The organism is Pseudomonas sp. WS 5078 (assembly GCF_012985745.1).
Lineage (GTDB): Bacteria > Pseudomonadota > Gammaproteobacteria > Pseudomonadales > Pseudomonadaceae > Aquipseudomonas > Aquipseudomonas lundensis_A.
The window spans coordinates 206052-230976 of sequence record NZ_JAAQWX010000003.1 but is presented as its reverse complement, the minus strand read 5'-3'; the positions used below and the strand labels follow the sequence as shown (position 1 = coordinate 230976).

Genomic DNA, 24925 nt, shown 5'->3' with positions numbered 1-24925 from the left:
AAGTTGCCCCATGGATCTGCCTTATACCGGGAGCGAGTGGCTGTTGCTGGAGCTGGCCATTGCACTGGCGTACATCGTGTTTGGCGTAGCCGGGTTCGGCACGGCGCTGGTGGCGGGACCGCTGTTGATCCTGTGCCTTCCCCTGTCGAAAATAATCCCGCTACTGGTGTTGCTTGATTGTGTAGCGGCATTTGGCAATTGGTTGCCTGCGCGTCGCGACGTGGCGCGTCTCGAACTTTTACGTTTACTCCCTTGTATGGCGTTGGGTTGTGTTGTCGGGGTGGTGTTTCTGCTGAACCTCAAGTCAGATTTATTACTGCTGCTGATGGGAATATTCATCAGCGCGTATGCGGTTTATAGCTTGGCCGTGAAGGTACGGCCGAAGCACGTGCCTGCCGGTTGGGCGATTCCGACCGGCACCGTGGGCGGATTATTTGGTGCATTGTTTGGCAGCGGTGGCTTTTTGTATGCGCTGTACCTCAATGCGCGTTTGCCCAAAGAGGCGGCGCGGGCCACGCAAAGTGCGTTGATCAGTTGCAGCACGGTGGTGCGCCTGAGCTTGTTTGTGATTGCCGGGGTGTACGCCGATGGCGCTCTGCTGCTATTGGCCGTGTGTCTGTTACCGGCAATGGCGCTTGGGCTATGGGCAGGGCGACGACTGACGCGCAAATTGTCCCGCGAGGCCTTTGTGCGACTGGTGACATGGCTGGTGCTGGCCAGCGGCATCGCGCTGATCGTCCGCTACTTGAGCGCTTGACCTCAGGGGATCAGGCTTTAAGCTGCGCCCCCTGAGACCCAGCAGCCTGCGCCAGTGTTTACACTTTTGGCTTTGTTTTCTTTTTTATACGTGTCGTTTGTCATGAATTCGCAAAGCATCATCGTCCCCAAAATCTCCACCTTGCCGGTTCATGAGCCGCGCGCCCGCGCGATCGTGCGCTGGTTGGTGCGCAAGAGCATCATTGAAGAAGCCCTGACCACGTGCGGCCGCACCGGCAACGGCATGGCCCATGCGATCGCGCCGGGGGCTGCCGACGTCGTGCTTCATCCCGAGGCGCTGCCGTTCGCGGAGCCGGTCAATGGCCTGGAAATCATTACCAAGCGCTGCATCTATACCCCGGCCAAGGGGTTTCTTGAAGAGGCCGGATGCGCCGAGTGCCGCAAGGAAGTCGGTGAGGCGTTGTTCGAAAGCCTTGAAGACTGGATGCCGGGGCGTACAGACAACTTCACGTGCCCGTTATGTGGCCATGAAGATGACATCAATGGCTTCCTGTTCTTGCAGCCGTGCGCGTTCTCCAATCTGGGGTTCATCTTTAATAATTGGGCCGAAGCGGGTTTCAAGCAGAGCTTCCTGGATGAATTTGCCGACTGGCTGGATCAGCCGGTGGCGTGGGTGAAGGTGGAGCTTTAACGCTTGTGCCGGTGCCAGGGCGTTTTTCTGCCTTGTGAGTCAGCAAATCATTGACCCTTAGCGCAAAACTCTCTAAAGGTTTCCGTTGAGCCGCACAGGTGTTTTAAGTACAATGGCGCGCTTCCATTTTCCCGCTCGGGAGCCCCAGCGATGCTGCGTATCAGCCAAGAAGCACTCACCTTCGATGACATCCTTCTCGTCCCCGGTTATTCCGAGGTTCTCCCGAACGAAGTCAGCCTCAAGACTCGTTTGACCCGTGGCATTGAACTGAATATTCCGCTGGTTTCCGCCGCAATGGACACCGTAACTGAAGCCCGTCTGGCAATCGCCATGGCTCAGGAAGGCGGTATCGGTATCATCCACAAGAACATGACCATCGAGCAGCAAGCTCACGAAGTCCGCAAGGTCAAGCGCTTCGAAGCCGGTGTGGTTAAAGAGCCCATCACGATCGAGGCGGATGCAACCGTCCGTGAATTGCTCGAACTGACCCGTCAGCACAACATCTCCGGCGTTCCGGTCCTGCAAAATGGCGACCTGGTCGGTATCGTGACCTCCCGTGACGTGCGCTTTGAAAACCGTCTGGAAGCCTCCGTACGCGATGTGATGACGCCTAAAGAGCGTCTGGTCACCGTCAAGGAAGGTGCCGACAAAGAAGAAGCCCGCGAGCTGTTGCACAAGCACCGCATCGAGCGCGTCCTGATCGTTGACGACAAATTTGCCCTCAAAGGCATGATGACCGTTAACGACATCGAAAAAGCCAAGGCTTACCCGTTGGCCAGCAAGGACGATCAAGGTCGTCTGCGTGTGGGCGCTGCGGTCGGCACCGGCAAAGACACCGCCGATCGCGTTGCAGCGCTGGTTGCTGCCGGCGTAGACGTTGTCGTTGTTGATACCGCGCACGGTCACTCCAAAGGTGTGATCGACCGCGTACGTTGGGTCAAGCAGAACTTCCCTGAGGTTCAGGTGATTGGCGGCAACATCGCCACCGGCGCTGCGGCGCTGGCGCTGGCCGAAGCGGGCGCTGACGCGGTCAAGGTCGGTATCGGCCCAGGCTCGATCTGCACCACCCGTATCGTGGCCGGTGTTGGCGTTCCGCAAATCAGCGCGATTGCCAATGTGGCTGCTGCCCTTGAAGGCACTGGCGTTCCCCTGATCGCCGATGGCGGCATCCGTTTCTCGGGTGACCTGTCCAAGGCCATCGTGGCCGGTGCGTCCTGCGTGATGATGGGTTCGATGTTTGCCGGTACTGAAGAAGCACCGGGCGAGATCGAGCTGTTCCAGGGTCGCTCGTACAAGGCCTATCGCGGCATGGGTTCGCTGGGTGCGATGTCGCAGTCCCAGGGTTCGTCTGACCGTTACTTCCAGGACTCTTCTGCGGGTGCCGAGAAGCTGGTGCCGGAAGGCATCGAAGGTCGCGTACCGTACAAAGGCTCGCTGACAGCGATCATTCACCAACTGATGGGCGGTCTGCGTTCTTCGATGGGTTACACCGGCAGCGCCGACATCGAGCAAATGCGTACCAAGCCAGAGTTCGTGCGTATCACAGGTGCCGGCATGGCTGAATCTCACGTCCATGACGTGCAGATCACCAAGGAAGCGCCAAACTATCGCGTAGGTTGATAGTGATCGCACCCAGGCCAGTGCCGGGTGCGATGCGAATTAAGTAACCGGGGCTGTTTGATTCAGCCCCGTGTCGTTTCTGAAATTAATCGAGATTTTGTCATGGCCCTCGACATTCACGCTCACCGCATCCTGATCCTGGACTTCGGTTCCCAGTACACCCAGCTGATTGCCCGCCGCGTGCGCGAGATCGGTGTTTACTGCGAACTGCACCCGTTCGACATGGACGACGCCGCGATCCGCGAGTTCGCCCCAAAAGGCATCATCCTGGCAGGCGGCCCGGAGTCGGTTCACGAAGCCAACAGCCCGCGCGCACCGCAGGCCGTGTTCGATCTGGGCGTACCGGTATTCGGCATCTGTTACGGCATGCAGACCATGGCCGAGCAACTGGGCGGCAAGGTTGAAGGTTCCGAGCTGCGTGAGTTCGGTTATGCCCGTGTAGACGTAGTCGGTAAAAGCCGCCTGCTCGACGGCATTGAAGACCACATCGACTCCGACGGCCTGTTCGGCCTGGACGTATGGATGAGCCACGGTGACAAAGTCACCAAAATGCCTTCTGACTTCCACATTCTGGCCAGCACCCCGAGCTGCCCGATTGCCGGTATGTTCAACGACGAACGCGGCTACTACGGCGTTCAGTTCCACCCGGAAGTGACCCACACCAAGCAGGGCGGCCGCATCCTGTCGCGCTTCATCCTCGACATCTGCGGCTGTGAAGCCCTGTGGACGCCGTCGAAGATCGCTGAAGACGCCATCGCCAACATCCGTGCCCAGGTAGGCTCCGACAACGTGTTGCTCGGTCTGTCGGGCGGCGTGGACTCCTCGGTCGTGGCGGCCTTGCTGCATAAGGCCATTGGCGACCAACTGACCTGTGTGTTCGTCGACAACGGCCTGCTGCGCCTGCACGAAGGCGAGCAAGTGATGGCCATGTTCGCAGAGAACATGGGCGTCAAAGTGATTCGCGCCAACGCTGAAGACCAGTTCCTCAACAACCTGGCTGGCGAATCCGATCCTGAGAAAAAGCGCAAGATCATCGGCCGTACCTTTATCGACGTGTTCGATGCCGAGTCCTGCAAGCTGGACAACATCAAGTACCTGGCCCAAGGCACCATCTACCCGGACGTGATCGAGTCGGCTGGCGCCAAAAGCGGCAAGGCACACGTCATCAAGTCGCACCACAACGTGGGCGGCCTGCCGGAAGAAATGAACCTCAAGCTGGTTGAACCTCTGCGCGAGCTGTTCAAGGACGAAGTGCGTCGTCTGGGTCTGGAACTGGGCCTGCCGTACGACATGGTCTACCGTCACCCGTTCCCGGGCCCGGGCCTGGGTGTGCGCATCCTGGGTGAAGTGAAGAAGGAATACGCCGACATCCTGCGTCGTGCTGACCACATCTTCATCGAAGAACTGCGCAAGGCCGACTGGTATCACAAAGTCAGCCAGGCATTCGTGGTGTTCCAGCCAGTGAAGTCGGTAGGTGTTGTGGGCGACGGCCGTCGTTACGCCTGGGTTGTGGCCCTGCGTGCGGTAGAAACCATCGACTTCATGACCGCGCGTTGGGCGCACCTGCCTTACGAACTGCTGGAAACCGTAAGCGGTCGCATCATCAACGAAATCGAAGGCATCTCCCGCGTCACCTACGACGTGTCGAGCAAGCCGCCGGCAACGATTGAGTGGGAATAAGTCTGGCCGGTTAACCGGTTCGATGTGAAAAAGGCGGTCAACACTCAGTGTTGGCCGCCTTTTTTGTTTCTCCGGGTTGTCACTGTTCGGCTGTCCGGGGCCTGGTCACTGAGGAGAGCAAGCCTGCGCGCAACCAGTGAGTGAACGACCTAGCGCCGCGCCACATCGGAAAAGTAAAACTTGTCCAGCGTGTGCCGCGACTCGGTGTACTCAAACTGCCGGCCGTCCTGCAAAAACGTCTGGTTGCTGACCACGATCACATGGCTTTGGCCGTCCATGTCCAGGTGTTGCTGATCGTCCTGGCTGCGCGGCACGGCTTCGATGGTGCGCTGGGCGTAGCTGATTTGCAGCTTCAGTTGCTGTTCGATATAGGCATAAATCGAGTGCTGGGCGATGCCTTCGTCCAGCCCCGGGATCAGGTCGGTCACGAAGTGGTTGATGTCCAGAATCACGCGTTTGCCATCGATGCGCCTGACCCGTTTGATGCGGGTGATGGCGCTACCTGCCTCGGCATCAATGTGCTTGTGCAGGGCTCCTTCGAGGGCAACCTGGCTGAACTCGACGACATCGGTGCTGACGTTTTCACCCAGCCGCGGCCAGGTTTCTTGAAAGCTGACGATGCCACCCAGTTGAAATTCAATCGGGCTGGAAGACAGTACAAACGTCCCTTTGCCATGCACCTTGTGCGCAAAACCGCGCTCCTGCAGTTGCTCAATCGCTTTGCGCACCGTGCCGCGACTGGCGTCGTAGGTGGTCATCAGCTCTGCTTCCGAGGGCAGGCGGGCACCGCGTTGCAGCCGCTCGGTGGTAATGCTGGCAAGCAGATCGCTATAGATCTGGTTGTATTTGGTCATGGCGATGGCTCTATGCCGATGGGTGCTCAGGGCCCGAACCTTAAGGGCAGGGCTCAGGCAGCGCAAGTCTCATAAAGGATTGGGAGTCTTCATACGCAGTTTTCAGAACGTCCTCTCAGACTCAATCCTGTGCCCGCGAATGAAAAATAAAATAACTCAACTCGTCTGTACCAGTTATTGATTTAACTGGTACAGACGAGTATTTTTCGTTTCAGCGTGCTGCCTCAACGACGCGCCATAAAAATAATGACAAGCGGGAGATACGGCATGAGCCACGATTACTCATCCATCGCCAGCGAGCTGCTAAAAAGCCTCGGTGGTGCCGACAACATCGAACAGGCTGCGCACTGCGTCACGCGTCTGCGCCTGGCGCTAAAAGACGTGAATCGGGTCGACAGTGCAGCGCTCAATCAGATCGATCTGGTCAAGGGGTCTTTCTTCAACGGCGGGTTGTTTCAAATCGTGATCGGCCCCGGCGACGTCGAAAAGGTGTATGCCGCCTTACGCGAGCAAACCGGGCTGGCGGCTGCCACCCTGGCTGACGTCAAACAAAAGGGCGTCGACAAGGCCAACGCCATGCAGCGTCTGGTACGGGTGTTTTCGGATGTGTTCATGCCGATTCTCCCCGCGCTGATCATTGCCGGCCTGTTGATGGGCATCAACAACCTGATCGGCGCCAAGGGCATGTTTATCGAAGGTCAGACCTTGCTTGAGGCCTACCCCAAGCTGGACGGGCTGTGGAGCCTGATCAACATGATGGCCAATACCTCCTTTGTATTTCTGCCCGCGCTGGTCGGCAGCCAAACGATTTGGCGGCAGTGAAATCCTGGGCATTGTGCTGGGCCTGATGCTGGTCCACCCCGACCTGCTCAATGCCTGGAACTATGGCAAGGCCGTGGCCGGGCTGGAGGGTCAAAGCCTTCCCTACTTCGACATTTTTGGTCTGTTCCAGATCGAGAGGGTCGGCTATCAAGGGCAAATCCTGCCGATCCTGCTGGCCGCCTATGTGATGAGCGTGATCGAGAAATGGTTGCGTGCGCGGGTGCCCAATGCCATTCAATTACTGGTCGTGCCGATAACGACCATCGTCATTACCGGTGTGCTGGCGCTGGCAATCATCGGCCCGGTAACGCGGCACCTGGGTATTTTGATCACCGAGGGCGTGGTCACGCTGTTCAATCTGGCCCCCCTGATCGGCGGCCTGATTTTTGGCCTGCTGTATGCCCCTATGGTGATTACCGGCATGCACCACATGTTCCTCGCGGTCGACTTGCAGTTGATCTCCACGCAGGGCGGCACCTTTATCTGGCCGATGATTGTGATGTCCAACCTGGCGCAAGGCAGCGCGGCACTCGGGGTTTTCTACATGAGCCGCAATGTGCGTGAGCGCAGCATGGCCTCCACCTCGGCAGTCTCGGCCTATTTCGGAATCACCGAACCGGCCATGTTCGGCATCAACTTGCGTTACAAATTCCCGTTTTATGCGGCGCTCACAGGCTCGGCACTGGGCAGCATTTTCCTGTCGTTAAATCAGGTCCAGGCTTCGGCAATAGGTGTCGGCGGCTTGCCCGGTTTTATCTCGATCATCCCTCAACACATCCCCATGTTCGTGATCGGGATGCTCGTGGCCATCGTGGTGCCGTTCGTCCTGACCTGTGTCCTGAACATGAAAATCATCCGCCCCGGTTTCCGCGTGGCCTGACTTCCGTCATTTGCCGGCAATGACGCAGAGCAAAGCAAGGAACTTGATATGCACGACTGGCAGCGTTCGGTGATCTACCAGATCTACCCCAAGAGTTTTTACAGTCACGCCGGCAATGCCACGGGCGATTTGCTGGGGGTGGTCGACAAGCTCGATTATCTGCAATGGCTGGGGGTCGATTACCTGTGGCTGACGCCGTTTCTGCGTTCGCCCCAGCGGGACAATGGCTACGACATCAGCGACTACTACGCCATTGATCCGAGCTACGGCAGCATGGCCGATTGCGAGCTGCTGATTCTCGAAGCCCGTGCCCGGGGCATCAAGTTGATGCTCGATATTGTGGTCAATCACACCTCCACGGAACACCCCTGGTTTCAGCAAGCCCGCAGCAGCCTCGAGAACCCGTATCGAGACTTTTATATCTGGCGCGACCAGCCAAACAACTGGCATTCCAAGTTTGGCGGGTCAGCGTGGGAGTACGAAGCGCAGACTGGCCAGTACTACCTGCACCTGTTTGACCACACCCAGGCCGACCTCAATTGGGACAACCCCACGGTGCGCGCCGAGGTCTATAAATTGATGCGCTTCTGGCGCGACAAAGGCGTGGGCGGTTTCCGTCTGGACGTCATCAACCTGATCTCCAAGCCCGCCGATTTTGCCCAGGATGACAGCGACGGCCGCCGTTTTTACACCGATGGCCCGCGTGTGCACGCCTACCTGCAAGAGATGCACCGCGAGGTGTTCGCCGGGCACGATCTGGTCAGCGTCGGCGAGATGTCTTCGACCTCCCTGCAACACTGCATCCGTTACTCGAATCCGCAGAGCCGTGAGCTGTCGATGACGTTCAATTTTCATCACTTGAAGGTGGACTACCCAAACCAACAAAAGTGGGTGCACGGCGACGTCGATTTCCTGGAACTCAAACGCATTCTCTCTGACTGGCAGCAGGGCATGCAGGCCGGTGGTGGCTGGAATGCGCTGTTCTGGTGTAACCACGATCAGCCCCGCGCCGTTTCGCGCTTTGGTAATGACGGCGAGTACCGCGTGCTGTCGGCCAAAATGCTGGCCACCGCCCTGCATGGCTTGCAAGGCACACCCTTTGTCTATCAGGGTGAAGAAATAGGCATGACCAACCCGGGCTTCGAGCACATCGAACAGTACCGCGACGTCGAAACCTTGAACATCTACCGCCTCAAGCGCGACGCAGGCGAGTCCCATGCCGGGTGCATGGCCGCGATCATGCAAAAGTCGCGGGACAACGGCCGCACCCCGATGCAATGGGACCATCAGCCGAATGCGGGTTTCAGCAGCGCCCGGCCCTGGATAGACCTGCCTGACAATGCCGCCCGCATCACGGTCCAAGACCAGCGCAATGACCCGTCTTCGGTGTTGCACCACTACCGCCACCTGATTGCCTTACGTCGCGCTGAGCCGTTACTGCAACACGGCAAATATCGCCCGTTATTGTTGGAGCACCCGCACGTCTGGGCCTACCTGCGCGAGGGCGATGACGAGCGATTACTGGTGCTCAACAACTTTTACGGCATGCCCTGCGATATCGAATTGCCTGCTGAGGTCATCAGCGAGCACATGCCGCAGCGTGTACTCATCAGCAACTACGACGACTGCCCGCAGCGAACGCGGCGCATCACGTTAAGGCCCTACGAATCGTTCGCCCTGCACGTGCAGTCCTGACGCGCATTCAGCCTTGCAGGCCGCGTTGTGCGGTCTCAAGCAGCCTGTTGCAGCGGCGACAGGCGTTTTGCCCGCAGCGTTTTACCCATAAAAATAAAAAAAGGTGGATGTATGAACACAACACTCAACCGCAGCGTAATCGCCGCGTGCTTAGGCTTGCTTGCGCCCTTGCCATCACAGGCCCTGGAGTTCTCGGGCTACCTGCGCAGTGGCGTTGGCAACGCGCTCAACGGTGGAAAACAAACCTGTTTCAAGCTCCCCGGCGCTGAAACCAAATACCGGCTGGGCAACGAGTGCGAGCAGTACGCGGAGCTGGAACTTCGCCAGGACATTTTGACCCTCGATGACGGCTCGGCGCTCAGCGTCGACGGCATGGCGTCGTTTTATAACCGGTATAACCGCCAGCTCACCTTCCAGGGGGAGAACGGTTCGGTGCGCATGCCCCAGCTGTATGCACAATGGTCGAACCTGCCGAGTCTCAATGGCGGTTCGCTGTGGGCCGGGCGCCGTTACTACAAACGTTACGACATCCACATCTCTGATTTCTACTACTGGAACCAGAGCGCCACAGGCGGGGGCATCGAAGATGTACTGATCGGCGGCCTGAAATACAGCTACGCCTTGTCCCGCAAAGACAGCCTGTATCAAAAAGACCCTGTCACCCGTCACGACGTTAACGTGGCCGGATTCAAGGTCAATCCCGGGGGCGAGCTGGAGTTTGGTCTGACCTACCTGGAAAAGCCTTCGCGCAGCAATGCCCACAGCGGTTGGGCGATCACCGCCCAGCATGTGCAAAACGACTTTTTGGGCGGCCGCAACAAGTTCGCAGTGCAGTACGGCGAAGGGTCGGGCACGGGACTCGGTTACACCGGCAATACTCAACTGGACAACAGCAGCAAACGCTATCGCCTGGTTGAGTTTTTCGACTGGCAAGTGACACCGCGTTTTGGCGGCCAAATCGAAGCGGTCTACCAAAAGGACGTTCGTCCCCAGGGTGGCAATCAGCACTGGACGTCGCTTGGCGTACGCCCGGCCTACGCGATCAGTGAGCAATTCAAACTGGTGACGGAGCTGGGCCACGATCAAGTCAGGGCCGCAGACGGCACCCGCACCCTGAGCAAATTCACCTTCGCGCCCACCTGGTCGCCCAAGGGGCCCGGCTTTTGGGAGCGCCCCGAAATTCGCCTGTATTACACCTATGCCCGCTGGAACAAAGCTGCGCAGCTCGCCGCCAATCAATTGGACGCCGGTTCGGCGTTATCTGACAGCGGCGCGTTTGGCAGGGCGCGGCATGGTTCAAACATGGGGTTGCAGGTCGAGTACTGGTGGAAATAAGCGACGCTGCCGGGGCTCGCACGCCATCGGCACTCAAACTCTCTATTGCAGGTGAAGTCATGGTTACACCCTCACAACTGGAACTGCTGGCGCCCCTGTCGGGAATCGTGCGTGCACTTGATGATGTCCCCGACCCGGTGTTTTCCAGCCGCCTGATGGGCGACGGCGTGAGCATCGATCCAACGTCGCAGATGTTGTGCGCCCCGCTGGCGGGCGTCGTCACTAACGTGCAGCACACCGGCCATGCCCTGAGCATCACCCATGACAGCGGCGTGCAGGTGCTGCTGCACATTGGCCTGGACACGGTGAACCTTCAAGGCAAAGGTTTCATCGCGCAGGTGGAAGACGGCCAGCGTGTTGAGGCCGGGCAACCGTTGATCGAGTTTGATGCCGATTACCTGGCGCTTCATGCGCGCAGTTTGCTGACGTTGATGCTGGTCATCAGCGGCGAAGCGATTCAGTCGCTGGCGCAATGCGGGGTGAAGGTCGAGACCGGTCAGCCTGTGTTGCACGTGCACGTGAAAACAGGGACGCAACCTGCGTCCGCCAGCCATGAAGATCGTCCAGTGTTGCATTCGCAGGCCGTGTTGCTGCCCAACCCCAACGGCCTGCATGCGCGCCCGGCTGCGGTTTTGGCTCAGGCTGCGAAAGGTTTTGCTGCGCGTGTTCAACTGCATCGCCAGCACGACAGCGCCAACGCCAAGTCGCTGGTAGCGATCATGGCGTTGCAAACCGCGTATGCAGACAGCGTTTACCTCAGTGCTGCGGGGCCGGATGCCGACGCGGCCATCCGTGAGCTGTCCGAGTTGCTGGCACAAGGATGCGGCGAAGAGGTTGAGTGCGTGGTGTTGGCTCCTGACCCACAACCCGTCGCCAATGATGAGGTGTCGGATGTGCTGCGCGGGGTGTGCGCCTCCACGGGTTCGGCGTATGGGTATGTGGTGCACGTGGCACAGAGCGCGCTGGAGGTGGTCGAACAGGCCAGCGAGGCACAACGCGAGCATGCGGCGCTGCAACACGCGCTGGACCGTGCGGCCATTGAACTGCAAGGCTTGCGCGATGACGCAGCAAGTCCGGCGCAGAGTGAGATCTTTCGGGCTCATCAGCAGCTGTTGCAAGACCCGAGTTTGGTGGAGCATGCCGCTGAACTGATCAACTCCGGCAAAAGTGCGGCCTTCGCTTGGCGCAATGCCACCGAAGCCACCGCGGCGTTATTCAAAGGGTTGGGCAGTCCGTTACTGGCGGAGCGGGCGCTGGATCTGGAAGACGTGGGACTGCGCGTGCTGAAACGGATTCTCGGCGTGGATGACAGTGCGCTGGCATTGCCCGATCAGGCGATATTGGTGGCGGAACAACTGACGCCCTCGCAAACGGCCAGGCTGGATACCCGCAAAGTCGTCGGATTTGCCACCGTGGGCGGGGGCGCGACCAGCCATGTCGCCATTTTGGCCCGCGCCCTGGGCATCCCGGCGTTGTGCGGGGTGTCACCTCAGGTGCTGGCGCTGGCCAGCGGCCTGCCGGTTTTGCTGGATGCCGATGCGGGTCAGTTGCACTTGCAGCCCGATGTGAAACAAATGGAGCGGCTGGGTGAGCAGCGCGCACTGCGTCAGGACCGTCACCAACGGGATGTGCAACACGCGTCGTTGGCCGCCTGCACCCGCGACGGGCACCCGGTTGAAATCACGGCCAACATTGCCTCGCGAGCAGAAGCTGAACACGCGATGACGCTGGGCGCCCACGGTGTCGGGCTGCTGCGCTCGGAGTTTTTGTATCTGGATCGCAACCGCGCCCCTTCCCATGATGAACAAGTGGCGACTTACAGCGAGATTGCCCGCACCGTAGGCCCTGAACACCCGTTAGTCGTGCGCACGCTGGATGTGGGCGGCGACAAGCCGCTGGCCTACGTGCCGATGACCAGTGAAATCAACCCGTTTCTGGGCATGCGCGGGATCCGTTTATGCCTTGAACGCCCTCAATTGTTGCGCGACCAATTGCGCGCCATTCTGAGCTGTGCCGGGCTAACACAGTTGCACATCATGCTGCCGATGGTGACGAATCTGTCGGAGCTGCGAATTGCACGGCAAATGGTGCAGGAGGAGGCGCAACGGTTGGGGCTCGCCCACTTGCCCAAGCTGGGCATCATGATCGAAGTGCCCGCCGCTGCCTTGATGGCCGATCTGTTTGCACCGGAGGTGGATTTCTTCTCGATTGGCACCAACGACCTGACTCAATACACCTTGGCCATGGACCGCGATCATCCACGTCTGGCCCGTCAGGCCGACAGCTTGCACCCGGCAGTGCTGCGTTTGATCGCTCACACGGTCCGGGCAGCCCACGCCCATGGCAAGTGGGTGGGCGTCTGTGGCGCCTTGGCGTCCGAGCCGTTGGCGGTGCCGGTGCTGCTTGGCCTGGGAGTGGATGAGCTGTCGGTCAGCGTGCCGCTGATCCCGGCGATCAAGGGGCGGGTGCGCGAGATCGATTTCAAGGCCTGTAAGGTTTTGGCAGAAAAGGTGCTGGCGCTTGAAAGTGCCGAGCATGTACGAGCCACCTTGCAGCCTCAATCTGTGGGTGTGGAGATCTGAATATGTTTGAAAAAATGCGTCAGGCGCTCTGGAAAGCGCTGAGCCCGGATCTGGTGCCCGATGCGGCCAGTGCTGCCTCATCCTTGCTGGACAGCGCTATGTTGGCGGCCTTGGGCGGGGCTGATAACGTTAAATCCGAACAAAAAGTCGCACTGACCCGCGTGCGTGTCGAAGTGTGCGATGCCTCGAAAATGGCCGCGCATGTGCAGGCCTTACCCAACGTCATGGTCTTTGCCAATGGCGTGGTGCATGTGCTCGACGGCAGTTAACCCACGTTTCGGGGTGCGGCCCTTCGCCACCCCGGCCTTACTGTTTCTCAACTGCAGGTGTATCGTATTCGCCTTTTGCGGGCCTTGAGCCTGTTTACGATACGAGAGGTAGTTGAGCCCATGTCCTTTACCCGTCGACAAATACTCGGTGGTTTGGCCGGCCTGGTCGTGGTGGGTGTCGGGGCGGGTGGCGCTTCGCGCTACTGGCTGGGAAAAATGGCGGACGCCGAGGCGGGCCACGATTACGAACTGATTGCCGCGCCGCTGGACGTTGAGCTGGTGCCCGGCCACCAAACCGAAGCCTGGGCCTTTGGTCCTTCGGCGCCGGGCACCGAGCTGCGGGTGCGCCAGGGCGAATGGCTGCGGGTACGCTTTATCAACCACCTGCCAGTGCCCACCACCATTCACTGGCACGGTATCCGCCTGCCGCTGGAAATGGACGGCGTGCCTTATGTTTCCCAGTTGCCGGTATTGCCGGGCGAATACTTCGACTACAAATTCCGGGTGCCGGACGCTGGCAGCTACTGGTATCACCCACACGTCAACAGTAGCGAAGAACTGGGCCGCGGGCTGGTGGGGCCGCTGATTGTCGAGGAGCGCGAGTCAACCGGCTTTGAGCACGAGCGCACGTTGAGCATCAAAAACTGGCACGTGGATGAGGAGGGCGGATTCATGCCATTCAGCATCACCCGCGAAGCCGCACGCGGCGGGACGGCCGGGCGCCTGTCCACGATCAACGGCAGCCACGTGCCGACTATCGAACTGCCTGCCGGGCAAATCACCCGTGTGCGCCTGCTTAACCTCGATAACACCTTGACCTACCGCATTAACATTCCGGGGGTGGAGGCCAAAATCTACGCGCTGGACGGCAATCCCATCGCACCAAGGCCGCTGGGTAAGGAGTACTGGCTGGGCCCCGGCATGCGCATTTGCCTGGCAATCAAGGCGCCTGCCGAAGGCGAAGAATTGTCCCTGCGTGACGGGCCTGTGCGCCTGGGCACGTTGCGTGCGGTCGCCAGCCCCGGTTCAGCGACGCAATGGCCGCCCGCACTGCCTGCCAATCCGATCGCCGAGCCGGACGTGGCGAACGCCGAAAAACTCAATTTCAACTTTGAATGGGTAGGGTCGGTGTCGGTCAATCAAAGCGGCGATCAACCCCCGAGCCTGTGGCAAATCAACGGCGTTGCCTGGGACATCAAGGACAAGACCTGCGCTGATCGGCCGATCGCCAAACTCAAATTGGGGCAAAGCTACATCTTCGAATTGAAGAACATGACCCAGTACCAGCATCCGATCCATTTGCACGGCATGACCTTCAAGGTGCTGGCGTCCAATCGCAAAAAAATCACCCCGTATTTCACCGACACCTATTTGTTGGGTAAAAACGAGCGTGCCCGCGTGGCGTTGGTGGCGGATAATCCCGGCGTGTGGATGTTCCACTGCCATGTGATTGACCACATGGAAACGGGCCTGATGGCCGCTATTGAGGTTTCCTGATGCGACAAGGGCGTCAACCCCGGATCATCGACCGCAGCCGCGATCAAGACTACATGCGAGAAGCGCTGGCCCTCGCGGCCCAGGGCGCGGCCCTGGGTGAAGTACCCGTGGGGGCAGTGCTGGTGCAAAACGGCGAGATTATCGGGCGCGGTTTCAACTGCCCGATCAGCGGTCACGACCCCAGCGCCCATGCTGAAATGGTCGCCATCCGTGCCGCAGCCGCTTCGGCCTGCAACTACCGCCTGCCGGGCAGCACGCTGTACGTCACGCTGGAGCCGTGCAGCATGTGCGCGGGCCTGATCGTGCATTCGCGGGTGTCACGCGTGGTGTATGGCGCGCTGGAGCCCAAGGCCGGGATTGTGCAGAGTCAGGGGCAGTTCTTCACCCAAGGCTTTCTCAACCACCGGGTGCTGTTTGAAGGCGGGGTGCTTGCCGACGAATGCGGCGCGATCCTGAGCGATTTTTTCAAGGCCCGTCGCGCCAAACCGCCGTTGTAGCGGCTGACGCGTCGCGGGTTAGCGGCGGATCACTTGCGGGCAACAATCACTGCGCGCATCGGCGCAGGCAAACCCTCGATGGTTTTGCTGTGGTCGTTGGGGTCGAGGTAGTCGCTCAACGACTGGAACTTCATCCACTCCGTCGCCCGCTGCTCCTGGACGGTGGTAATGCTCACGTCCACACAGCGCACATCGCTGAAACCGGCGCGCCGCAACCAACGCTCCAGCGCCGGAATCGACGGCAGGAACCACACGTTGCGCATCTGTGCGTAGCGGTCTTCCGGCACCAGCACTTGATTCTCGTCGCCTTCAATCACCAAGGTTTCCAGCACCAGCTCGCCGCCCTTGACCAGGCAGTCCTTGAGCGCCAGCAAATGCTCGATGGGTGAGCGGCGGTGGTAGAACACGCCCATGGAAAACACGGTATCGAAGCCTTCAAGGTTCGGTGGCAGGTCTTCGAACGGGAAGGGCAAATGCCACGCGGCGTCTTGCTGCAAGAAGCGCTGCACGGCCTGGAACTGACAGAAAAACAGCCAGTTCGGGTCAACGCCGATGACGCTGTGGGCACCTGCGCCCAGCATGCGCCACATGTAGTAGCCGTTGCCGCAGCCCACATCGAGGATGCGTTTACCGTTGAGATCGATGTGCGGCGCGACCCGCGACCATTTCCAGTCCGAGTGCCATTCGGTGTCGACATGCACACCGAACAGGTCAAACGGGCCTTTACGCCACGGCGACAGGCCCATCAGTGCCTGACGCATCCGCGCGCGGGTTTCGTCGTCGCAGTCGGTGTCGAGGGTCAGCCCGTTGAGCAAGTCGATTTCGGTGGGCTTGACGTCAGGTAACGCGTCCAGGGCGCTCTGCCAGCGTTCAAGGTCGCCATGGCCTTTTTCCATTTTGATGTCGAGCTGAGCTTGCAGGGTGTTGGCCCATTCAGCCAGGGGCGTACCGGCCAGACGCCGGGCAAGAGGGGAAAGATCAATCATGGCAAGGCAATCAACGAGGCAAAGTTAAGACACTGGAACCACGGCACGACTTTCGAGAACCCGGCCGCGAGCACGCGTTCACGGTGTTCTTCGAGGCTGTCGGGCTTCATGACGTTTTCGATGGCGCTGCGTTTTTGCGCGATCTCCAGATCGCTGTAGCCATTGGCGCGTTTGAAGGCAATGTGCAAGTCAGTGAGCAGGGCATGTTCTTCGGCGTCATTGAAGCGCAGCTTCTCCGACAGAATCAGCGCGCCGCCCGGCAACAGCGATTGGCGGATGCGCCCGAGTAAAGCCAGCCGTTGCTCGGGGGCTATGAATTGCAGGGTGAAGTTCAGCGCAACCACCGAAGCGGGTTCGAACGCCAGCGCCAGAATGTCGCCTTCGATCACCTCAACCGGCAACAGCTCCTGAAACATCGAGTTTTGCCCGTTCAGGTATTCGCGGCAGCGTTCGACCATCGCCGCCGAGTTGTCCACCGCAATGACCTTGCACCCTTCGCTGCGCACATGGCGGCGTAACGCCTGCGTCACCGCACCCAGCGAGCTGCCCAGGTCATAAAGGACACTGTTTGGTTGGGCGAATTGCGCAGCCAGCACACCGAGGTTTTCCACAATGGTCGGGTAACCGGGCACCGAGCGTTTGATCATGTCCGGGAACACCCGCACCACGTCTTCGTTAAAGGCGAAGTCCGGCACCTGGGCCAGGGGCTGGGCGAAAATACGGTCGGGTTCTTTGCTCACGAGGGTTCCGGCGATGGAAATTTAAAAGGGGCGGCATTTTAGCCAAGTTGGCGCCGGAGTGCGCGGTCTGTCTGATAAACCGCGCAGCATTCTGAACATGCCTACACAGTGTCAGGGGCATTCACACAATGATGACGAGACACTCACGTGGCCGGTCAAGGTGATGTTCTTCTGCTCGCTGTCCTGCGCGGTGAACGTGAACTCACGGATGTAATACGCGTGGTCGATGATGTCCAGCGTCAAGGCGCCGCTTATCCCTTCGCAGTTGTAATAGATTTCATTGCCACCGACGACAGCGAACTCCACATACGACAAGCCCTGAATCGGTCCGGGTTCACCCTGTTTGAACGTGTGTGTTCCGCTTTCAATACCCAGGTCAACAATGAAATTAATTACCCGGTATTCGTACGAACCAAAGGTTGCAGCTGAGGCTGCAATGGAAAGGGTGTTGAGGCCGCTGCCTAACATGATGTCATCGGCTTTGAAATCAGCGCGGTCAGTAATGGTGGCCGACGCGTCGCTGATCAGTGCCTGTTTATGGCGTGGCGAATGCTTGGGGCTTGGCTTGAGTGTGCCTTTGACTCTGTCTTTGCCGCGGGTAGAAAAGTGATTGGCCATCATCGAACCCTCGGTGACTGATTGGGTGTACGGAGACGGTATTAATGATGGCTGCGGGCATGGCGTCTACTGTCATAAATAACAGTTGAGGGGTCAGCGTTTGCCCTGGCTGAACGCCGATGCGGCAATGCCCCATTGGCCGAGCCAGTAGCTGAGAATGATCAGGTACGGCGCCGCACCGAACTTAAGCACGAAGCGGTCAATTCCGATCAGGCTGTCGGAGACCACAAACGCCAGTGCGCCGCCCGCTGCCAGCCACGCCGAGCGTGCAGGTACATCAGTCCCCACGCGGGCGAGGGCGCGCCACAGCATGGCGCTGATCGTGAAGGCGTAGACAAAAACTGGAATCAGCATCTCCCCCAGGCCATGGCTGGCCATGACGCTCAACAAACCGGCACCGGCTGCCAGCGCCAGTATCAGGGGCAGTGCTGCGAGACGGCGGCAATCGGCCAGATAGGCCTTGAGGTAAGCCAAATGGGCCAGCAGAAACGCCCCGAGGCCAAACACAAACAAGTCCACGGGCCAAGCCAGCAGCAGGTCACCGAGCAACGAAAACAGCAAACCGATACTGATCCAGCGCCGGTAAAGGCTGGGCGGCGCATCTTGCAGCCAGCCGAGCAATGCCAGCACGGGCAGGGGTTTGCTCAGCAGGCACAACAGCGTGGAGTGCATGTTCACGCCGTACAGATACGCGGCGGCCCCCATGACAGCGAGGATCAGCCATGGCATGTCAGTTCACCGTAACAGGGCAGTCAAACACTTGAGCGGGTTCGGCCTCAGGCTCCCAAGGCTGTTGATACGTCAGGCGCAGGCGACCGGTGCCCGGGGCAAATGCTTGAAAGCGCCAGGTGGATTGCCCGCCGCTGCCCAGTAACTGGCCACTGTCGGCGCTTTTGTAGACTTCTGGGCCGAGGCTGCGTAACACGCCGCCTGCCGAATCCTGAATGGCCCAGCGGTAACCGGTCGTGGGGTTACTGGGCAGGGTCAGCGTCAGGTTTTGCCCCGTGTGCAATTGCATCGGGCAGTCACTTTGTTCTTCCACAATCACGTTATGTGCCGGTTGCTGAGCGCAAGCTGTCAGCAAGGTGAAACTGAGCAAGGGGATCAGACGCGCGGGGGACATTGAAGGCTCCGTCGGGACAATAACAAGCGCGCAGCATAACCCAAGACGGCTATCGGGCTATGCCACGCGGTCAAAGTCGCGAGCGGGCCTTAATAATTGAATGAGGCGTGAGGAGGGGTCACCGTGAAGTTGCCGCAGACCTCAAAAGGGTCGGTCAGATGGTCTGTACCTTCAAAGGTGAACAGGCGTGCGCTGTAGCAGCTCTCGATCACAGACAAGTGCAGGGTGCCCACCTCGGCCTGAGTCAGGTGATACACCAGGTCGCCATTTTTCTCGATGCATTCTGTGTAAGACATATCTCTGACCGGACCCTGCTGCCCGCGTTTGTACAGGTAAATGCCGGACTGGATATTGACGTCCAGAGTCAAGGACACGCAACGATACTGCGGCGACCCGAAGTCTTCGAATTCTGCGGTAATCACAATCTTTTTTTGGCTGCTGGCAAAGGTGATTTCCTGCGCTTCGAACAGATGGCGGCAAGACACCTCGGCCCTCATCTCACCCGTTGTTCTGGGATGGAACAGCGGTGTGCCCAAAGCCTTCTGCCATATAACAGCAGGGTTTCCATATCCAGGGTGTTGCAGTGCCATGATCTAAGCCCATCCAGCGCTAACGGTTCTGGGCCTATTAGTGACGGGATTGGATTTTGTGTCTACTGACAGAATTGACAGGGGGTTTGAGATGAAGATGTGACAGCGCCGCCGCTGTGGGGCGGCGGCGCTGTCATCGGGAACGTTCTACGGTTTAAAACAGCACTTTGGCCACGTCATTGAACCGTTTGGCAAAGTGCACGGTGATGCCTTCTTTCAAGTAGTCCGGCAGTTCCTCGAAATGGCCCCGGTTGGCTTCGGGCAGGATCAATTCATGGATTTTCTGCCGACGTGCCGCGATGACTTTCTCACGCACGCCACCAATCGGGAGTACGTGCCCGGTGAGGGTCAGCTCGCCGGTCATGGCGATGCCCTTTTTCGGCGGCTGGTTGCGTGCCAGCGACAGCAGTGCGCTGGCCATGGTCACACCGGCGCTTGGGCCATCTTTGGGTGTGGCGCCTTCGGGCACGTGCAAATGCACGAACGCTTCATCGAAGAACTTGGGGTCGCCGCCAAACTGCTTGAGATTGGAGCTGACATAGCTGTAGGCGATCTCTGCCGACTCTTTCATCACATCCCCTAACTGCCCGGTTAGCTTGAACCCGCGATTGAGGGTATGGATGCGCGTCGCTTCGATTGGCAGGGTTGCGCCGCCCATGCTGGTCCAGGCCAACCCGGTAATCACGCCCGTACCGCTGATGACTTGTTCATTGCGGAACACCGGCATGCCCAACGAAGCTTCGAGGTCTTTGGGGCCGATTTTGATCACCGCCTTCGGGTCTTCCAGCAATTTGACCACGGCCTTACGCACCAGTTTGCCGAGCTGCTTCTCCAACTGACGCACCCCGGCTTCGCGGGCATAGCCATCGATCACGGCGCGTAAGGCGCTGTCGCTGATGCTCAGGCTGTTTTTGGAAACACCGGCTTTCTCCAACTGTTTGGGCCACAGATGGCGCTTGGCAATTGCCACCTTTTCTTCCGTGATGTAACCCGACAGGCGAATCACCTCCATCCGGTCAAGCAACGGCCCCGGAATGGAATCCAGCGTGTTGGCGGTGCAGACGAACAGCACCTTGGACAGGTCCAGGCGTAAATCCAGATAGTGGTCGAGGAAATCGACGTTCTGTTCCGGATCAAGGGTTTCGAGCAGGGCGGACGCGGGGTCGCCCTGGAAGCTCTGGCCCATCTTGTCGATCTCGTCGAGCATGATGACCGGGTTCATCACTTCGACGTCTTTGAGGGCCTGCACCAGCTTGCCCGGCTGGGCACCGATGTACGTGCGACGATGGCCTTTGATCTCGGCTTCGTCACGCATGCCGCCGACACTGAAGCGGTAGAACGGCCGCCCCAGGGACTCGGCGATCGATTTGCCGACGCTGGTTTTACCCACGCCCGGCGGGCCAACCAGCAACACGATCGAACCACTTACCGAACCCTTGTAGGCGCCGACCGCCAGAAATTCGAGGATACGGTTTTTGATGTCATCCAGCCCCGCATGGTGGGCGTCGAGCACCTTGCGGGCATGCTTGAGGTCGAGTTTGTCTTGCCCGAACACACCCCAGGGCAGCGATGTTGCCCAATCCAGATAGTTGCGGGTGACCGCGTATTCCGGTGAGCCGGTTTCCAGAATCGACAGTTTGTTCAGTTCCTCGTCGATGCGCTTTTGCGCCTGAGCCGTCAGGGTCTTGCCTTCCAGACGCTGCTTGAACTGTTCGATGTCCGCGCTGCGGTCGTCTTTGGTCAGACCCAGTTCCTGCTGGATCACCTTGAGCTGTTCCTTCAGAAAGAACTCACGCTGGTGCTCGCCGATTTTCAAGTTCACTTCGGCGGAGATTTCTTTTTGCAGGCGCGCAACTTCAACTTCCTTGCGCAGCATTGGCAGGACTTTCTCCATGCGTTTGAGCATGGGCACGCAATCGAGCACTTCTTGCAGCTCATTGCCGGTTGCCGACGTCAGCGCGGCCGCGAAATCGGTTAGCGGCGACGGATCGTTAGGGCTGAAGCGATTGAGGTAGTTTTTCAACTCTTCGCTGTACAGCGGGTTGAGCGGCAACAGCTCCTTGATGGCATTGATCAGCGCCATGCCATAAGCCTTCACCTCATCGGTGGGCTCCTTGGGCTGCTGCGGGTATTCGACTTCCACCAGATACGGCGGGCGGTGATGTTTGAGCCACATGCTGATGCGCACACGGGTCAGGCCTTGGGCCACAAATTGCAATTTGCCGTTTTCGCGGCTGGCGTGATGCACTTTTACCAGCGTGCCGTATTCCGGGAGGCTGGACGTGTCGAAGTGGCGAGGGTCATCCGGTGGCGTATCGACAAAAAACAGGGCCAGCGAGTGATGGGGTGATTTGCTGACCAGCTCCAGTGTTTCGGCCCACGGCTCTTCATTGACGATGACCGGCAGCACTTGTGCCGGGAAGAACGGGCGGTTGTGAATCGGGATGATGTAAACCTTGTCGGGCAGATTCTGCTCCGGCAACGCCAGTTCAGTTCCGGCCGAGTGGGGTGTGTGTACGGATTCCGTGTGTTCTATGTCTGCGTATTCAGGGGTGTTATCCGGGAAATCTTGCTGGTCGCTCATGGGGCACCTGCGCAATGGGGTATGGGGGTTAGATGGGGCGCGGTGTCAGTGGTTTCAATGGTGAAACGTTTTTCATGCGCTCGCCGCTGCCAAAGCTTCGCCGTGGAGCGTAGACGATGAGCACCTGAGCACGGATGAGTGCATGCGATTGAACGGCGCAAAGCGCCTGCTGGTGATTGATAAAACCTTGCGCGAGGTTCGCGTTCGCTAGGCCTTTGTCGCCAACAACTTGACGGTAGACGGCCCGAAATTATTAGGCGATCTTCTGCTGAGCGACAGTTACGACTTATAACAATAAAGATGGAGCAAGCGGCCACCTGGCAGGCTGCCTGCAAGGCGCACAAGGAGCGCGTATGCCTCAGGGAATCAGCGCAATGACGCGGTGTGCCGAGGGCGTGGCATGAAGCTGCGTAACAGTTTTCAGGCGCGCATCAGCCTGTTTTTGGCGATGCTCCTGCTGTTGGTCATTGGCGCGGTGTATTTCGCGGTCAAAGCCGTCACGATCACGGTGGCCCGCGATCAGGCCGAAGAACAACTGCGTACCGGCACACGGGTGTTCGAGCGGTTCATGGATTTGCGTTGGCGACGCATCCAGTACGGCCTCAACTGGCTGACCAATGACTCGGACTTCCGTCAGGCTGCACTCAATGGCAATCGCGCTCAAATCAACGCCGCGCTGCAAGAGTTTGAGCCGAGCATCCGGGGCAGTGAACTGTTCGTGCTGGATCTGCAGGGCAACATCATCACCAGCACTCTCAAAGCGTTACCGGCCGGGCAGCCCTTTCCCTACGCCAAAGCCTTGAGGCTGGCGCGCCGACATTCTCAATCGATGGTCATTGGCGTGCTGGATGATCGCCCGTACATGATGGTGCAAAGCGTGGTACTGGCACCGTTGCCCGTGGTGCGCGTGGTGTCGGGCATGCCGATGGACGACGTGTTTGCTCACGAGTTGCGCTCACTGAGCAACCTTGAAGTGTCGTTCATGACCATCAAACAGGGCGATAACGGCGCGCTCAGCAGCACCCAGCCTGACGTCATGAACGCCAGCATCGAGCAGTTTTTGAGCGATCACGCGCCCGGTATGAAGGTTCACTTCAGCGTATTTCATGGCAAGCGTTTTCTCGGGCAGCTACTGCAACTGGCCAATTCTGGGGACCCGGCCAACGGGCAAGTGCTCGCGCTTCTGCAAAGCCCGCTGGACCAGACCATGCACGCATTCAACGCCCTGGATCGCAAGTTTCTGTGGATATCCCTTGGCGCGTTGCTGCTGTCTTTGTTCGGGGCCTTATGGCTGGCGCGCGCGGTGTCGCGTCCGGTCAGTTTGCTGGCCGAGGCCGCTCAGCGAATCGGGCGCGGCAACTACGAGGTTCCGGTAGAACTCAAGCGTAAGGATGAACTGGGCTTTTTGGCCAAGGCGATCAACGCGATGCAGAGCGGAATCGCGCTGCGCGAGCAGCAACTGGCACATAACGCGCTGCACGACGCACTGACCGGCTTGCCCAACCGCGCACTCGCCATGGAGCGATTGGGCAGCGCCATCAGTGCGCGAAGGGGGGTGGTGCTGATTTATCTGGGCGTCGAAAACTACCGGGTTATCAACGAAAGTTTCGGCCAGGACGGCATGGAATTGATCATGTGCGAAATCAGCCGCGTCATGCTCGACACGTTGCACGCGCGGGACACCGCTGCGCGCATCACCGGCAATGAATTTTTACTGCTACTGGAAAGCACCCAGGTCGATGCTGCGGTGGCCGTGGCCGACAGGCTCTACCGGCTGTTGAATCGACCGCTGAGCATCGACGGGCATGAGGTGTCGCTGGAAATCTGCATGGGCATTGCGGCCTATCCGATTAATGGGCAAAGCGTCGAAGAGCTGATCAGCCGCGCCGCGCTTGCCCGACGGGATGCCGCTGCGCTGCCGGGTTACTTGCAGGTTTACCAGCAGGACCGCGACCTGGCCCATCAACGGCAAATCCAGTTGATACGCGACGTGCGCAGCGCGGCAAGCGAGGGCGAGCTGTTTTTGCTCTACCAGCCCAAGCTGGATATCCGCAGCGGCCAAGTGCATCAGGCGGAAGCGCTACTGCGCTGGCGCCATCCGGAGCTGGGCGTGGTGTCGCCTGCCGAATTCATCCCTCTGGCCGAACGCACTGGCAGCATGCCGTTGCTCACGCAATGGGTCATTGAGGAGGGCGTGCGCCAATTGGCCGAGTGGAACCGCAAAGGGCTGCACCTGCAACTTTCACTCAACATATCGGCGGCGGATTTACAGGGCGAAGACTTGCTGTTGAGCGTCGAAGCCTTGCTCTCGCGCTATCAAGTGTCGGCCGGGCAATTGATTTTCGAAATCACCGAAAGTGCGGTCATGCGCGACCCGGAGCATTCACTCAGCGTGCTGGAAAAACTGCGCGAGGGCGGCATTGGCCTGTCGGTGGACGATTTCGGCACCGGCTATTCGTCACTGGCGCACCTCAAACGGCTACCGGTACAAGAGTTGAAAATCGACCAGTCATTTATTCGTAACCTTGACGAGCGCAGTGAAGACGCGGTCATCGTGCGTTCGACCCTGGAGATGAGCCATAACCTGGGGTTAAAGGTCGTGGCCGAAGGCGTGGAGTACCAGCACACCCTTGACCTCCTGCAGCGCTGGCAATGCGACACGGCCCAGGGTTACCTGATCAGTCGCCCGTTGGAGGTTTCAGCGTTTGAAACATGGCTGTCGCGACTGGAGGAAACGGCCTGAAAATACGTTTTGCGACGGGCTTCGTGGCGGCATTAACTTTCCAGAGTCCATGCCGCTATACCGGTGTCGAGAAGCGCGAAGAGCATGCTGGGCGCCACGTCATCTGGCAGATTGCATCCCTGCGCAGTACCTACAAGGTTGAGCATCCATTTCGAGTGATCAAGCGTGAGTTTGATTATACGAAAGTGCGTTTCCGAGGCTTGGTGAAAAACACTGCTCAGAGGATGACGCTGTTCGTCCTGTAGAGCCTTTGGATGGCGCGTCGATATTTACTCTCCAGCGCAGGAGAGGTGCGTCCGTAATGAGGGAGATAGTTGCTGCGAGGAGCGTTCAGCGGCAAACTTGGATGGAAGAGGTGGCAGACTTGATCGGTTTTGAACGGCTGCCGTTTATTGAAAGCAC

General features: G+C 59.1%; 19 protein-coding genes and 2 pseudogenes. 13 read left to right on the top strand and 8 right to left on the bottom strand.

Going from position 1 to position 24925, the window contains the following annotated elements:
* Positions 1 to 10 precede the first annotated feature (10 nt).
* The 4 genes from HBN68_RS06410 to guaA all read left to right on the top strand — a co-directional run bounded on the left by HBN68_RS06410 (position 11) and on the right by guaA (position 4708).
* Positions 11 to 757, top strand: coding sequence for a sulfite exporter TauE/SafE family protein (locus HBN68_RS06410; RefSeq protein WP_169963155.1), 747 nt, complete (start codon positions 11 to 13; stop codon positions 755 to 757).
* A 102-nt stretch (positions 758 to 859) separates the two neighbouring features.
* The gene (locus HBN68_RS06405) at positions 860 to 1408 is read left to right on the top strand and encodes a sugar ABC transporter ATPase (protein ID WP_169963157.1); all 549 of its coding nucleotides are present in this window, start codon (positions 860 to 862) and stop codon (positions 1406 to 1408) included.
* 150 nt (positions 1409 to 1558) lie between these two features.
* Positions 1559 to 3028: an IMP dehydrogenase gene (gene guaB / locus HBN68_RS06400; protein WP_094993730.1), complete on the top strand. Its 1470-nt coding sequence runs from the start codon at positions 1559 to 1561 to the stop codon at positions 3026 to 3028.
* A gap of 102 nt (positions 3029 to 3130) precedes the next feature.
* On the top strand, positions 3131 to 4708 hold the full coding sequence (guaA, locus tag HBN68_RS06395; RefSeq protein WP_169963159.1) for a glutamine-hydrolyzing GMP synthase: 1578 nt from the start codon (positions 3131 to 3133) through the stop codon (positions 4706 to 4708).
* A gap of 149 nt (positions 4709 to 4857) precedes the next feature.
* Here guaA and treR read toward each other — a convergent pair whose 3' ends face one another.
* Complete coding sequence (treR, locus tag HBN68_RS06390; RefSeq protein ID WP_094993738.1) at positions 4858 to 5562, bottom strand: trehalose operon repressor; 705 nt, start codon at positions 5560 to 5562, stop codon at positions 4858 to 4860.
* A gap of 267 nt (positions 5563 to 5829) precedes the next feature.
* Between treR and treP the strand changes: the two are divergent.
* From treP to tadA, 7 genes and pseudogenes are all read left to right on the top strand, one after another.
* A pseudogene (gene treP / locus HBN68_RS06385) lies at positions 5830 to 7264 on the top strand (PTS system trehalose-specific EIIBC component).
* Positions 7265 to 7312: 48 nt separating this feature from the next.
* Positions 7313 to 8959: an alpha,alpha-phosphotrehalase gene (gene treC / locus HBN68_RS06380; protein ID WP_169963163.1), complete on the top strand. Its 1647-nt coding sequence runs from the start codon at positions 7313 to 7315 to the stop codon at positions 8957 to 8959.
* A gap of 111 nt (positions 8960 to 9070) precedes the next feature.
* Positions 9071 to 10294, top strand: coding sequence for a carbohydrate porin (locus tag HBN68_RS06375; protein ID WP_169963166.1), 1224 nt, complete (start codon positions 9071 to 9073; stop codon positions 10292 to 10294).
* A 59-nt stretch (positions 10295 to 10353) separates the two neighbouring features.
* Positions 10354 to 12876 (top strand): phosphoenolpyruvate--protein phosphotransferase, encoded by a 2523-nt coding sequence (gene ptsP / locus HBN68_RS06370; RefSeq protein ID WP_169963168.1) that lies wholly within the window; start codon positions 10354 to 10356, stop codon positions 12874 to 12876.
* A gap of 2 nt (positions 12877 to 12878) precedes the next feature.
* Complete coding sequence (locus HBN68_RS06365) at positions 12879 to 13145, top strand: PTS transporter subunit EIIB (RefSeq protein ID WP_169963170.1); 267 nt, start codon at positions 12879 to 12881, stop codon at positions 13143 to 13145.
* 120 nt (positions 13146 to 13265) lie between these two features.
* Positions 13266 to 14642: a multicopper oxidase family protein gene (locus HBN68_RS06360; RefSeq protein WP_094993744.1), complete on the top strand. Its 1377-nt coding sequence runs from the start codon at positions 13266 to 13268 to the stop codon at positions 14640 to 14642.
* Positions 14642 to 15139, top strand: coding sequence for a tRNA adenosine(34) deaminase TadA (gene tadA, locus HBN68_RS06355; RefSeq protein ID WP_094993745.1), 498 nt, complete (start codon positions 14642 to 14644; stop codon positions 15137 to 15139). Before HBN68_RS06360 ends, tadA begins: the two co-directional genes overlap by 1 nt.
* A gap of 29 nt (positions 15140 to 15168) precedes the next feature.
* Here the strand turns inward: tadA and cmoB are convergent, their stop codons facing one another.
* The 7 genes from cmoB to lon form a co-directional block, all read right to left on the bottom strand.
* Entirely contained in the window at positions 15169 to 16125 is a 957-nt protein-coding gene (gene cmoB / locus HBN68_RS06350; RefSeq protein ID WP_094993746.1) for a tRNA 5-methoxyuridine(34)/uridine 5-oxyacetic acid(34) synthase CmoB, read from the bottom strand.
* Positions 16122 to 16865: a carboxy-S-adenosyl-L-methionine synthase CmoA gene (gene cmoA, locus HBN68_RS06345; RefSeq protein ID WP_169963172.1), complete on the bottom strand. Its 744-nt coding sequence runs from the start codon at positions 16863 to 16865 to the stop codon at positions 16122 to 16124. Before cmoA ends, cmoB begins: the two co-directional genes overlap by 4 nt.
* A 111-nt stretch (positions 16866 to 16976) precedes the next feature.
* Positions 16977 to 17486 carry a hypothetical protein gene (locus HBN68_RS06340; RefSeq protein ID WP_094993748.1) on the bottom strand — a complete coding sequence of 170 codons (510 nt, stop codon included), beginning with the start codon at positions 17484 to 17486 and terminating at the stop codon, positions 16977 to 16979.
* A 90-nt stretch (positions 17487 to 17576) separates the two neighbouring features.
* Positions 17577 to 18212, bottom strand: a complete 636-nt coding sequence (locus HBN68_RS06335) for a lysoplasmalogenase (protein ID WP_169963174.1) — start codon at positions 18210 to 18212, stop codon at positions 17577 to 17579.
* Between the two features lies 1 nt (position 18213).
* Positions 18214 to 18606, bottom strand: coding sequence for a protease inhibitor I42 family protein (locus HBN68_RS06330; protein WP_094993750.1), 393 nt, complete (start codon positions 18604 to 18606; stop codon positions 18214 to 18216).
* Positions 18607 to 18695: 89 nt separating this feature from the next.
* Positions 18696 to 19091 (bottom strand): hypothetical protein, encoded by a 396-nt coding sequence (locus HBN68_RS06325; protein WP_346010202.1) that lies wholly within the window; start codon positions 19089 to 19091, stop codon positions 18696 to 18698.
* 259 nt (positions 19092 to 19350) lie between these two features.
* Entirely contained in the window at positions 19351 to 21780 is a 2430-nt protein-coding gene (gene lon / locus HBN68_RS06320) for an endopeptidase La (protein WP_094993752.1), read from the bottom strand.
* A gap of 400 nt (positions 21781 to 22180) precedes the next feature.
* Between lon and HBN68_RS06315 the strand changes: the two genes are divergently transcribed.
* Together HBN68_RS06315 and HBN68_RS06310 are read left to right on the top strand one after the other, a co-directional pair.
* The gene (locus HBN68_RS06315) at positions 22181 to 24523 is read left to right on the top strand and encodes a GGDEF domain-containing phosphodiesterase (RefSeq protein WP_169963178.1); all 2343 of its coding nucleotides are present in this window, start codon (positions 22181 to 22183) and stop codon (positions 24521 to 24523) included.
* 56 nt (positions 24524 to 24579) lie between these two features.
* A pseudogene (locus HBN68_RS06310) lies at positions 24580 to 24768 on the top strand (transposase); the annotation flags it as partial.
* Between the last annotated feature and the right edge of the window lie 157 nt (positions 24769 to 24925).